This is a genomic window from Streptomyces sp. NPDC021225 (genome assembly GCF_044332865.1).
Taxonomy (GTDB): Bacteria; Actinomycetota; Actinomycetes; order Streptomycetales; family Streptomycetaceae; genus Streptomyces.
Genome location: NZ_JBIRPV010000018.1, coordinates 179819 through 190940 on the forward strand (window position 1 = coordinate 179819; position 11122 = coordinate 190940).

The window sequence follows — 11122 nt, forward strand, 5'->3', positions numbered from 1 at the left end:
ATGCTGATCCCTCGCAGGGTCAAGCACCGCAAGCAGCACCACCCGAAGCGGTCGGGTATGGCCAAGGGCGGCACCGAGCTGGCGTTCGGCGAGTACGGCATCCAGGCCGTCACCGCCGCGTACGTCACCAACCGCCAGATCGAGGCCGCGCGTATCGCGATGACCCGCCACATCAAGCGTGGCGGCAAGGTCTGGATCAACATCTACCCGGACCGTCCGCTGACGAAGAAGCCGGCCGAGACCCGCATGGGTTCCGGTAAGGGTTCGCCGGAGTGGTGGATCGCGAACGTCAAGCCCGGTCGGGTGATGTTCGAGCTGTCCTACCCGAACGAGAAGACTGCGCGTGAGGCGCTCACCCGCGCTGCTCACAAGCTCCCGATGAAGTGCCGGATCGTGCGGCGCGAGGCAGGTGAGTCGTGATGGCGGCCGGTACCAAGGCGTCCGAGCTGCGTGAGCTGAACAACGAGGACCTCGTTGGCAAGCTCCGTGAGGCCAAGGAAGAGCTGTTCAACCTCCGCTTCCAGGCGGCGACCGGACAGCTCGAGAACCACGGCCGGCTGAAGGCCGTCCGCAAGGACATCGCCCGGATCTACACCCTGATGCGGGAGCGCGAGCTCGGCATCGAGACGGTGGAGAGCGCCTGATGAGCGAGACGAATGTGACTGTAGAAGACAACGAGAAGCGCGGCTTCCGCAAGACCCGTGAGGGTCTGGTCGTCAGCGACAAGATGGACAAGACCGTCGTCGTCGCCGTCGAGGACCGCGTCAAGCACGCCCTGTACGGCAAGGTCATCCGCCGTACGAACAAGCTCAAGGCGCACGACGAGCAGAACGCCGCGGGTGTCGGCGACCGCGTCCTCCTCATGGAGACCCGGCCGCTGTCCGCGACCAAGCGCTGGCGCGTCGTCGAGATCCTCGAGAAGGCCAAGTAATCCCCTGAGGGCAGCAGCCCTCAGGCCAGTTCCGCCAGGCTCGGCAGGGGTCCGTACCACACGGCCCCTGCCGGGAACCGGCAGACGATCAGGAGATAGACGTGATCCAGCAGGAGTCGCGACTGCGTGTCGCCGACAACACAGGGGCGAAGGAGATCCTTTGCATCCGTGTTCTCGGTGGTTCCGGTCGCCGCTACGCGGGCATCGGTGACGTCATCGTCGCCACCGTCAAGGACGCGATCCCCGGTGGCAACGTGAAGAAGGGCGAGGTCGTCAAGGCGGTCATCGTGCGCACCGTCAAGGAGCGCCGCCGCCCGGACGGCTCGTACATCCGCTTCGACGAAAACGCGGCCGTCATCCTCAAGAACGATGGCGACCCCCGCGGCACCCGCATTTTCGGCCCGGTGGGCCGTGAGCTGCGCGAGAAGAAGTTCATGAAGATCGTCTCGCTCGCGCCGGAGGTGCTGTAACCGATGAAGATCAAGAAGGGCGACCTGGTTCAGGTCATCACCGGCAAGGACAAGGGCAAGCAGGGCAAGGTCATCCAGGCCTACCCCCGCGAGGACCGCGTCCTGGTCGAGGGTGTCAACCGGGTCAAGAAGCACACCAAGGCCGGGCAGACCGCTCGTGGCTCGAAGACCGGCGGCATCGTGACCACCGAGGCTCCGGTCCACGTGAGCAACGTTCAGCTCGTGGTGGAGAAGGACGGCAAGAAGGTCGTCACCCGCGTCGGATACCGCTTCGACGACGAGGGCAACAAGATCCGCGTTGCCAAGCGGACCGGTGAGGACATCTGATGACTGCCACCACCACTGCACCGCGCCTCAAGCTGCGCTACCGCGAAGAGATCCAGGGCAAGCTGAAGGACCAGTTCTCCTACGAGAACGTCATGCAGATCCCCGGTCTCACCAAGATCGTGGTCAACATGGGTGTGGGCGACGCCGCCCGCGACTCCAAGCTGATCGAGGGCGCCATCCGCGACCTCGCCACGATCACCGGCCAGAAGCCGGCCGTCACCAAGGCCCGTAAGTCCATCGCGCAGTTCAAGCTGCGCGAGGGCCAGCCGATCGGTGCCCACGTCACCCTCCGCGGTGACCGCATGTGGGAGTTCCTGGACCGCCTGCTGTCGCTGGCGCTGCCGCGCATCCGCGACTTCCGCGGTCTGTCGCCCAAGCAGTTCGACGGCCGGGGCAACTACACCTTCGGTCTCACGGAGCAGGTCATGTTCCACGAGATCGACCAGGACAAGATCGACCGGGTGCGGGGCATGGACATCACCGTGGTGACCACGGCGTCCAACGACGAGGAAGGCCGTGCCCTGCTTCGTCTCCTCGGCTTCCCGTTCAAGGAGAACTGACCGTGGCGAAGAAGGCTCTGATCGCGAAGGCCGCCCGTAAGCCGAAGTTCGGTGTGCGCGGGTACACCCGCTGCCAGCGCTGCGGCCGGCCCCACTCCGTGTACCGCAAGTTCGGCCTGTGCCGCGTGTGCCTCCGTGAGATGGCTCACCGTGGCGAGCTGCCGGGCGTGACCAAGAGCTCCTGGTAATCCCTCAAGAGGGATGAACCAGGACTCTCGGTAAGCAAATGGATGGCGGGAGCCCGCCCCACGATCCCGTAGGCTTGTGGGGTTGGGCACCCGCTGCCCAATATCGTCTTACTACGCCGTAGGTCCCCGCGCCGCACCCGTGCCCACAGTTGAGTTGGGTGAGAGGGATGGCGCAGATAGGAAACCCCGGCGAGAGAGGCCGAAGGCCATCATGACCATGACCGATCCGATCGCAGACATGCTGACCCGTCTGCGAAACGCGAACTCGGCGTACCACGACTCCGTCGTGATGCCGCACAGCAAGATCAAGTCGCACATCGCGGAGATCCTCCAGCAGGAGGGCTACATCACCGGCTGGAAGGTCGAGGACGCCGAGGTCGGCAAGAACCTCGTCCTCGAGCTGAAGTTCGGCCCCAACCGCGAGCGCTCGATCGCCGGCATCAAGCGGATTTCGAAGCCGGGTCTGCGGGTCTACGCAAAGTCCACCAACCTGCCGAAGGTGCTCGGCGGCCTGGGCGTGGCGATCATCTCCACGTCGCACGGGCTGCTCACCGACAAGCAGGCAGGCAAGAAGGGTGTGGGCGGGGAAGTCCTCGCCTACGTCTGGTAACCAGGGAACGGAGGAAGAGCCATGTCGCGAATTGGACGGCTGCCCATCCAGGTTCCCGCTGGTGTGGACGTCACCATCGATGGCCGTACGGTCGCAGTGAAGGGCCCCAAGGGTTCTCTCTCGCACACCGTCGCCGCGCCCATCGAGGTCGCCAAGGGTGAGGACAACACTCTCGTTGTCACCCGCCCGAACGACGAGCGTCAGAACAAGGCCCTGCACGGCCTGTCCCGCACGCTGGTGGCGAACATGATCACCGGCGTGACCCAGGGCTACAGCAAGGCGCTCGAGATCAGCGGTGTCGGTTACCGCGTCCAGGCGAAGGGTTCCAACCTGGAGTTCGCCCTGGGCTACAGCCACCCGATCGTGGTTGAAGCCCCCGAGGGCATCTCTTTCAAGGTGGAGTCCCCGACCAAGCTGAGTGTCGAGGGCATCGACAAGCAGAAGGTCGGCGAGGTCGCCGCGAACATCCGCAAGCTGCGCAAGCCCGACCCGTACAAGGCCAAGGGCGTGAAGTACGCGGGCGAGGTCATCCGCCGCAAGGTCGGAAAGGCTGGTAAGTAAGCCATGGCATACGGTGTGAAGATCGCCAAGGGCAACGCCCGCAAGGCCGCTGCCATCAAGCGCCGTCACATCCGCGTCCGCAAGCGGATCTCCGGCACCACCGAGCGCCCCCGCCTCGTGGTGACGCGCTCGAACCGTCACATGGTGGCGCAGGTCATCGACGACATCGCGGGCCACACGCTGGCCTCGGCGTCGACCCTGGACACGTCCATCCGTGGCGGCGAGGGTGACAAGAGCGCGCAGGCCAAGCAGGTCGGCGCCCTGGTGGCCGAGCGGGCCAAGGCGGCGGGCGTCGAGGCCGTCGTGTTCGACCGCGGTGGCAACCAGTACGCCGGGCGTATCGCCGCTCTGGCGGACGCCGCCCGCGAGGCCGGGCTGAAGTTCTAGCCCAGGTCCCTACGCACAGCGGACATAAACGAGAGAGGTAAATCCAATGGCTGGACCCCAGCGCCGCGGTGGCGGCGCCGGTGGCGGCGAGCGGCGGGACCGGAAGGACCGGCGGGACGGCGGCGCTGCTGCCGAGAAGACCGCTTACGTCGAGCGCGTTGTCGCGATCAACCGCGTCGCCAAGGTTGTGAAGGGTGGTCGTCGCTTCAGCTTCACCGCGCTGGTCGTGGTGGGCGACGGTGACGGCACCGTGGGTGTCGGTTACGGCAAGGCCAAGGAGGTGCCGGCCGCCATCGCCAAGGGTGTGGAGGAGGCCAAGAAGCACTTCTTCAAGGTCCCCCGGATCGCCGGCACCATCCCCCACCCGATCCAGGGTGAGAAGGCCGCGGGCGTTGTGCTGCTCAAGCCGGCTTCGCCCGGTACCGGTGTGATCGCCGGTGGCCCGGTGCGCGCCGTGCTGGAGTGCGCGGGCATCCACGACGTGCTCAGCAAGTCGCTCGGCTCGTCGAACCCGATCAACATCGTGCACGCCACGGTGACCGCTCTCCAGGGCCTTCAGCGCCCCGAGGAGATCGCGGCCCGCCGTGGTCTGCCGCTCGAGGACGTCGCCCCCGCCGCTCTGCTGCGGGCGCGTGCCGGGGTGGGTGCGTAAGCATGGCCCGCCTGAAGATCACGCAGACGAAGTCGTACATCGGCAGCAAGCAGAACCACCGCGACACCCTGCGTTCGCTCGGCCTCAAGCGGCTCGGCGACACGGTTGTCAAGGAGGACCGCCCCGAGTTCCGCGGCATGGCGCAGACCGTGCGGCACCTCGTGACGGTCGAGGAGGTCGACTGACATGGCGGAGAGCAACCCGCTGAAGGTCCACAACCTCCGGCCCGCCCCGGGCGCCAAGACCGCCAAGACCCGTGTCGGTCGTGGTGAGGCGTCCAAGGGTAAGACCGCCGGTCGTGGTACCAAGGGCACCAAGGCCCGCTACCAGGTTCCGGAGCGCTTCGAGGGTGGGCAGATGCCCCTCCACATGCGGCTCCCGAAGCTCAAGGGCTTCAAGAACCCGTTCCGCACCGAGTACCAGGTCGTGAACCTGGACAAGCTGACCGCGCTCTACCCGCAGGGTGGCGAGGTCACGGTGGCCGACCTGGTCGCCAAGGGCGCGGTTCGCAAGAACCAGCTCGTCAAGGTGCTTGGCTCCGGTGAGGTCTCCGTGGCGCTCCAGGTGACGGTCGACGCCGTCTCCGGCTCCGCCAAGGAGAAGATCACCGCTGCCGGAGGCACGGTCACCGAGCTCGTCTGAGAACGGTGGCACACCTGGCCGGGGATGCCCCAGATACGGGGCATCCCCGGTTGGTCGTTCCAAGGGGGGCCAGGTCGCCGGTAAGGTGGCGTGCGTTGTTACCTTCCGCGCGGCCCGTGCTTGCGCGGGCCCTGGCCGATAAGTATTCGTCGATCCTCAAGACCGTCACCTCTCGCGCCTGACGCGGGGGGCGCAGGAGGCACCGTGCTCACCGCGTTCGCCCGGGCGTTCAAGACGCCCGACCTGCGCAAGAAGCTGCTGTTCACGCTGGGCATCATCGTGCTGTTCCGGCTCGGGCAACATATCCCGATCCCGGGCATTAACTATTCGAACGTCCAGACCTGCATCGATCAGGCCAAGGGTCAGCAGGGGCTCTTCGGCCTGGTCAACATGTTCAGCGGCGGCGCGCTGCTGCAGATCACCATCTTCGCGCTCGGGATCATGCCGTACATCACGGCGAGCATCATCCTTCAGCTGCTGACCGTGGTGATCCCGCGCCTCGAGGCCCTCAAGAAGGAGGGCCAGTCGGGTCAGGCGAAGATCACACAGTACACCCGCTACCTGACCGTGGCGCTCGCCATCCTTCAGGGCACCGGCCTGGTGGCCACCGCCCGTAGCGGCCAGCTGTTCCAGGCCTGCACGGTCGGCAACCGGATCGTCAAGGACGATGCGATCTTCACCACGGTCGTCATGGTGATCACGATGACCGCGGGCACCGCGCTGATCATGTGGCTCGGTGAGCTGGTGACCGACCGCGGCATCGGCAACGGCATGTCGATCCTGATGTTCGTCTCGATCGCGGCCGGGTTCCCGAGCGCCATGTGGACGATCAAGCAGCAGGGCAAGATCATGGGGGGCTGGCTGGAGTTCGGCCTGGTCGTCCTGGTCGGCCTGGTCATGGTCGGCCTGGTGGTCTTCGTCGAGCAGGCCCAGCGCCGTATTCCGGTCCAGTACGCGAAGCGCATGATCGGCCGTCGCTCGTACGGCGGTACGTCGACCTACATTCCGATGAAGGTCAACCAGGCGGGTGTGATTCCCGTCATCTTCGCGTCCTCGCTGCTCTACATTCCCGCGCTGATCGTTCAGTTCAGCGGGTCCAAAGCGAGCTGGGCGACGTGGATCCAGACCAACTTCGTCAGGGGCGATCACCCCTACTACATCACTACGTACTTCCTGCTCATTGTCTTCTTCGCTTTCTTCTATGTGGCCATCTCCTTCAACCCCGAAGAAGTTGCCGACAACATGAAGAAGTATGGTGGGTTCATCCCGGGTATCCGGGCGGGTCGTCCCACGGCGGAGTATCTGAGCTACGTGCTGAACCGTATTACGTGGCCGGGTTCGCTCTATCTGGGACTGATCGCCCTGGTGCCCACGGTGGCGCTGGTGACGCTCAAGGCGAATCAGAACTTCCCGTTCGGCGGAACCAGCATCCTGATCATCGTGGGCGTCGGCCTGGAGACCGTGAAGCAGATCGAGAGCCAGCTTCAGCAGCGACACTACGAAGGGTTCCTCCGCTGATGCGAATCGTCCTCGTCGGGCCTCCTGGGGCTGGCAAGGGTACGCAGGCCGCGTACCTCGCCAAGAACCTGTCGATCCCGCACATCTCCACGGGGGACCTCTTCCGCGCGAACATCAGCCAGGGCACTCCGCTCGGCCGGCAGGCGCAGGAGTACATGCGGGCCGGGCAACTGGTGCCGGACGAGGTCACCATCGGCATGGCCGAAGACCGGATGCGCCAGCCGGACGCCGCGCCGGGCTTTCTCCTGGACGGCTTCCCGCGCAACCTGGCCCAGGCCGAGGCACTGGACGAGTTCCTCCGGGACAACCAGATCTCGCTGGACGCGGTGCTGGACCTGGAGGTCCCCGAGGACGAGGTCGTCCGGCGCATCGCCGGGCGGCGGATCTGCCGCAACGACAGCAGCCATGTCTTCCATGTCACCGGCGCCCCGCCGAAGACCGAGGGCGTGTGCGATGCGTGCGGCGGCGAGCTGTACCAGCGCGAGGACGACAGCGAGGAGACGGTTCGCAAGCGGCTGGAGGTCTACCACCGCGAAACCGAGCCGATCATCGACTACTACAAGGCCAAGGGCCAGGTCGTGACGATCCCCGCGCTGGGCAAGGTCTCCGAGGTCACCCAGCGGGCCATGGACGCGCTGGCGGCCAAGGCGGCCTGAGGCAGCCTGGAAAGATCCGGCCAACGGCCGCGGTGCCCATCGGGCGTCGCGGCCGTACTGTTGAGCAGGCGGCGTCAGCGCGCCGACACACAGCAACGACGGAAAAGCGGGAAGGCAGTCCTAGTGGTGGAGATAAAGACCCCCGAGCAGATCGCGAAGATGCGTGAGGCGGGACTGGTCGTCGCGGCCATCCACCAGTCGACGCGCGAGGCGGCCGTCCCGGGCGCGTCGACCAAGGACCTGGACGATGTCGCCCGCAAGGTGATCGCCGACCACGGCGCCAAGTCGAACTTCCTCGGCTACGGGGGCTTCCCCGCGACCATCTGCACCTCGGTGAACGATGTCGTGGTGCACGGCATCCCGGACCGCGAGACCGTCCTCAAGGACGGCGACATCATCTCCATCGACGCGGGCGCGATCGTGGACGGCTGGCACGGCGACGCCGCCTTCACCGTCTTCGTGGGCGAGGGCCACGCGCCCGAGCTGTTCGAGCTGAGCCGGGTGACCGAGGAGTCCATGTGGGCCGGCATCGCCGCGGTCCGCAAGGGCAACCGCCTGATCGACATCTCCAAGGCCATCGAGGGCTACATCCGGCGCCAGCCGCGCCCGGCCTCCGGCAAGTACGGGATCATCGAGGACTACGGCGGCCATGGCATCGGCAGTCAGATGCACATGGACCCGCACCTGCTGAACTATGTCTCGAAGAAGCGCGGCAAGGGCCCGCGGCTGGTGCCCGGCTTCTGCATCGCGATCGAGCCCATGGTGAGCCTGGGTACCGCGAAGACCCACGTCCTGTCCGACGACTGGACGGTCAAGACGGACGACGGCACCTGGTCCAGCCACTGGGAGCACTCGGTCGCGCTGACCGAGGAGGGCCCGCTGGTGCTGACGGCCGTGGACGGCGGGGCCGCGAAACTGGCCGAGTACGGCATCCAGACGGCGCCGGACCCCCTGGCGTAAGATCCCGACCGGCTTAATGATCTATGGGACCGGGCAGACTGCCCTGGATTCGTGTTTCTCGAGGCGCTGACGTAGACTGACACGTCGGCTCACGCGTGTCCTTCGGCATGTCGCGAACCGATCAAGGTAGCCGATCCCGAAAGCAGGACATGGCCAAGAAGCAAGGCGCCATCGAAATCGAGGGCACCGTGATCGAGTCTCTGCCGAACGCGATGTTCAAGGTGGAGCTCCAGAACGGTCACAAGGTCCTCGCGCACATCAGCGGCAAGATGCGCATGCACTACATCCGCATCCTGCCCGATGACCGGGTCGTCGTGGAGCTGTCTCCGTACGACCTGACGCGCGGACGGATCGTCTACCGCTACAAGTAGATCTCAAGACCCGGAGAACCTCACACCCATGAAGGTCAAGCCGAGCGTCAAGAAGATCTGCGACAAGTGCAAGGTGATCCGCCGCCACGGCCGGGTCATGGTCATCTGCGACAACCTGCGCCACAAGCAGCGCCAGGGCTGACGTACGCCTGGCCGCACGACCTGCACTTCGCAGTATCTTCGCGCGACGCGTAACAACACGTACATACGCAGTCACCCGTGCCCGCTCCGGCGGGGACGACACCCCCGGTCGGAGGCCGGGGACCCGGCGGCCGCCGCGCGGCGGCCGGGAGTGGTGCTGCGGAAGACCTCCGACAACCATCTGGAGCCAGATTCATGGCACGCCTCGCAGGCGTAGACCTCCCGCGCGAGAAGCGCGTCGAGGTCGCCCTCACCTATGTCTTCGGCATCGGCCGCACCCTTGCCCAGCAGACCCTCGCCAGCACCGGCGTGAACCCGGACACCCGCGTTCGCGACCTGGCGGAAGAGGACCTGGTCAAGATCCGCGAGTACGTGGACAACAACATCAAGACCGAGGGTGACCTCCGTCGCGAGATCCAGGCCGACATCCGCCGCAAGGTCGAGATCGGCTGCTACCAGGGTCTGCGTCACCGCCGCGGCCTGCCGGTCCACGGTCAGCGCACCAGCACCAACGCCCGCACCCGTAAGGGCCCGCGTCGCGCCATCGCCGGTAAGAAGAAGCCGGGCAAGAAGTAGTCCGCATCGGACGCTGTTCAAGCGGTCCGGCTGTAGGACCGACCACCTCCACGGGAGATACACCGAATGCCTCCGAAGAGCCGTACGGCCGGCGCCAAGAAGGTGCGCCGCAAGGAGAAGAAGAACGTCGCCCACGGGCACGCTCACATCAAGAGCACGTTCAACAACACCATCGTCTCGATCACCGACCCGACCGGGAACGTGATCTCTTGGGCCTCGGCCGGCCACGTCGGCTTCAAGGGCTCGCGCAAGTCGACTCCGTTCGCCGCGCAGATGGCCGCCGAGTCGGCCGCCCGCCGCGCGCAGGAGCACGGCATGCGCAAGGTCGACGTGTTCGTCAAGGGTCCGGGCTCCGGCCGTGAGACCGCGATCCGCTCGCTCCAGGCCACCGGCCTGGAGGTGGGTTCGATCCAGGACGTCACTCCGACTCCGCACAACGGATGCCGCCCGCCCAAGCGTCGGCGCGTCTGACCAGCTGAAGTAGGAGAGATACCAGAAAATGGCGCGTTATACCGGGGCCGACTGCAAGCGTTGCCGTCGGGAGAAGCAGAAGCTCTTCCTCAAGGGGAGCAAGTGCGAGAGCGCGAAGTGCCCGATCGAGATCCGTCCTTACCCCCCGGGTGAGCACGGTCGCGGGCGCACCAAGGACAGCGAGTACCTGCTGCAGCTCCGTGAGAAGCAGAAGGCCACCCGCATCTACGGTGTCCTTGAGAAGCAGTTCCGTGGTTACTACGCGGAGGCGAACAAGAAGACCGGCAAGACTGGTGAGAACCTTCTTCGCATCCTCGAGTCGCGGCTGGACAACGTGGTCTACCGGGCCGGCTTCGCCAAGTCCCGCGACCACGCCCGGCAGCTGGTCCGCCACGGCCACATCAACGTGAACGGCCGCAAGACCGACATCCCGTCGGCCCGCGTCGCCGTGAACGACATCATCGAGGTTCGCCCGAAGTCCCGGACCATGACCCCCTTCCAGGTGGCTCAGGCCGAGGCCGGCGAGCGCACCGTGCCGGCGTGGCTGGAGGCCATTCCGTCGCAGCTGCGGATCCTCGTGCACTCGCTGCCCGAGCGCCAGGTGATCGACACCCAGGTGCAGGAGCAGCTGATCGTCGAGCTCTACTCGAAGTAAGCACTACTCGAGGTAGTAGCTCGGGTTACGGGCGGTACGAGCCGTTTGGCCCGTGCCGCCCGTACCATCGTCAGTACAGAGGGCGTCATATAGCGGGCGCCCACGACTGAAGGACCGAACACCATGCTGATCGCTCAGCGTCCCTCGTTGACCGAAGAGGTCGTCGACGAGTTCCGCTCCCGGTTCGTGATCGAGCCGCTGGAGCCGGGCTTCGGCTACACCCTCGGCAACTCCCTCCGTCGTACGCTCCTGTCGTCGATCCCCGGTGCGGCTGTCACCAGTATCCGGATCGACGGGGTCCTGCACGAGTTCACCACCGTGCCGGGCGTCAAGGAGGACGTCACCGACCTGATCCTCAACATCAAGCAGCTGGTCGTCTCCTCGGAGCACGACGAGCCGGTCGTGATGTACCTGCGCAAGCAGGGCCCGGGTCTGGTCACCGCCGC

21 protein-coding genes and 1 pseudogene are annotated in these 11122 nt (G+C 66.0%); all 22 read left to right on the forward strand.

All coding sequences use genetic code 11. The annotated features are described in order from the left end of the window. Positions 1-420 (forward strand): 50S ribosomal protein L16, encoded by a 420-nt coding sequence (gene rplP / locus ACH4S9_RS43810; RefSeq protein ID WP_311726659.1) that lies wholly within the window; start codon positions 1-3, stop codon positions 418-420. Beyond that, positions 420-644 (forward strand): 50S ribosomal protein L29, encoded by a 225-nt coding sequence (gene rpmC / locus ACH4S9_RS43815; protein ID WP_009715874.1) that lies wholly within the window; start codon positions 420-422, stop codon positions 642-644. The genes rplP and rpmC overlap by 1 nt, the downstream gene beginning before the upstream one ends. Continuing rightward, a complete protein-coding gene (rpsQ, locus tag ACH4S9_RS43820) occupies positions 644-931 on the forward strand; it encodes a 30S ribosomal protein S17 (RefSeq protein ID WP_311726660.1) in 288 nt (95 codons plus the stop codon). The genes rpmC and rpsQ overlap by 1 nt, the downstream gene beginning before the upstream one ends. Before the next feature lie 101 nt (positions 932-1032). Then, on the forward strand, positions 1033-1401 hold the full coding sequence (rplN, locus tag ACH4S9_RS43825; RefSeq protein ID WP_014178776.1) for a 50S ribosomal protein L14: 369 nt from the start codon (positions 1033-1035) through the stop codon (positions 1399-1401). Positions 1402-1404: 3 nt separating this feature from the next. Next, a complete protein-coding gene (gene rplX, locus ACH4S9_RS43830) occupies positions 1405-1728 on the forward strand; it encodes a 50S ribosomal protein L24 (protein WP_014178777.1) in 324 nt (107 codons plus the stop codon). Next, on the forward strand, positions 1728-2288 hold the full coding sequence (rplE, locus tag ACH4S9_RS43835) for a 50S ribosomal protein L5 (RefSeq protein ID WP_311726661.1): 561 nt from the start codon (positions 1728-1730) through the stop codon (positions 2286-2288). The genes rplX and rplE overlap by 1 nt, the downstream gene beginning before the upstream one ends. A gap of 2 nt (positions 2289-2290) precedes the next feature. Then, positions 2291-2476, forward strand: a complete 186-nt coding sequence (locus tag ACH4S9_RS43840; RefSeq protein ID WP_003948630.1) for a type Z 30S ribosomal protein S14 — start codon at positions 2291-2293, stop codon at positions 2474-2476. 211 nt (positions 2477-2687) lie between these two features. Then, entirely contained in the window at positions 2688-3086 is a 399-nt protein-coding gene (gene rpsH, locus ACH4S9_RS43845; RefSeq protein WP_014178779.1) for a 30S ribosomal protein S8, read from the forward strand. A gap of 21 nt (positions 3087-3107) precedes the next feature. Next, on the forward strand, positions 3108-3647 hold the full coding sequence (rplF, locus tag ACH4S9_RS43850) for a 50S ribosomal protein L6 (protein WP_311726662.1): 540 nt from the start codon (positions 3108-3110) through the stop codon (positions 3645-3647). Positions 3648-3650: 3 nt separating this feature from the next. Then, positions 3651-4034, forward strand: coding sequence for a 50S ribosomal protein L18 (gene rplR, locus ACH4S9_RS43855; RefSeq protein ID WP_311726663.1), 384 nt, complete (start codon positions 3651-3653; stop codon positions 4032-4034). A gap of 46 nt (positions 4035-4080) precedes the next feature. After that, on the forward strand, positions 4081-4686 hold the full coding sequence (gene rpsE, locus ACH4S9_RS43860; protein ID WP_311726664.1) for a 30S ribosomal protein S5: 606 nt from the start codon (positions 4081-4083) through the stop codon (positions 4684-4686). Between the two features lie 2 nt (positions 4687-4688). After that, positions 4689-4871 carry a 50S ribosomal protein L30 gene (rpmD, locus tag ACH4S9_RS43865; protein ID WP_311726665.1) on the forward strand — a complete coding sequence of 61 codons (183 nt, stop codon included), beginning with the start codon at positions 4689-4691 and terminating at the stop codon, positions 4869-4871. Between the two features lies 1 nt (position 4872). Beyond that, positions 4873-5328, forward strand: a complete 456-nt coding sequence (rplO, locus tag ACH4S9_RS43870) for a 50S ribosomal protein L15 (protein WP_311726666.1) — start codon at positions 4873-4875, stop codon at positions 5326-5328. Between the two features lie 204 nt (positions 5329-5532). Then, the gene (gene secY, locus ACH4S9_RS43875) at positions 5533-6846 is read left to right on the forward strand and encodes a preprotein translocase subunit SecY (RefSeq protein ID WP_311726667.1); all 1314 of its coding nucleotides are present in this window, start codon (positions 5533-5535) and stop codon (positions 6844-6846) included. Further along, positions 6846-7502 carry an adenylate kinase gene (locus tag ACH4S9_RS43880; RefSeq protein WP_311726668.1) on the forward strand — a complete coding sequence of 219 codons (657 nt, stop codon included), beginning with the start codon at positions 6846-6848 and terminating at the stop codon, positions 7500-7502. The genes secY and ACH4S9_RS43880 overlap by 1 nt, the downstream gene beginning before the upstream one ends. A 123-nt stretch (positions 7503-7625) precedes the next feature. After that, the gene (gene map / locus ACH4S9_RS43885) at positions 7626-8462 is read left to right on the forward strand and encodes a type I methionyl aminopeptidase (RefSeq protein WP_398377153.1); all 837 of its coding nucleotides are present in this window, start codon (positions 7626-7628) and stop codon (positions 8460-8462) included. A gap of 149 nt (positions 8463-8611) precedes the next feature. After that, entirely contained in the window at positions 8612-8833 is a 222-nt protein-coding gene (infA, locus tag ACH4S9_RS43890; RefSeq protein ID WP_003956442.1) for a translation initiation factor IF-1, read from the forward strand. A gap of 28 nt (positions 8834-8861) precedes the next feature. Then, positions 8862-8975 (forward strand): 50S ribosomal protein L36, encoded by a 114-nt coding sequence (rpmJ, locus tag ACH4S9_RS43895; protein ID WP_003956441.1) that lies wholly within the window; start codon positions 8862-8864, stop codon positions 8973-8975. A gap of 194 nt (positions 8976-9169) precedes the next feature. Next, the gene (gene rpsM / locus ACH4S9_RS43900) at positions 9170-9550 is read left to right on the forward strand and encodes a 30S ribosomal protein S13 (RefSeq protein WP_089509683.1); all 381 of its coding nucleotides are present in this window, start codon (positions 9170-9172) and stop codon (positions 9548-9550) included. Between the two features lie 66 nt (positions 9551-9616). Next, complete coding sequence (rpsK, locus tag ACH4S9_RS43905; protein WP_009715860.1) at positions 9617-10021, forward strand: 30S ribosomal protein S11; 405 nt, start codon at positions 9617-9619, stop codon at positions 10019-10021. A 28-nt stretch (positions 10022-10049) separates the two neighbouring features. Continuing rightward, the gene (gene rpsD / locus ACH4S9_RS43910; protein WP_311726670.1) at positions 10050-10676 is read left to right on the forward strand and encodes a 30S ribosomal protein S4; all 627 of its coding nucleotides are present in this window, start codon (positions 10050-10052) and stop codon (positions 10674-10676) included. Between the two features lie 123 nt (positions 10677-10799). Next, a pseudogene (locus tag ACH4S9_RS43915) lies at positions 10800-11122 on the forward strand (DNA-directed RNA polymerase subunit alpha); the annotation flags it as partial.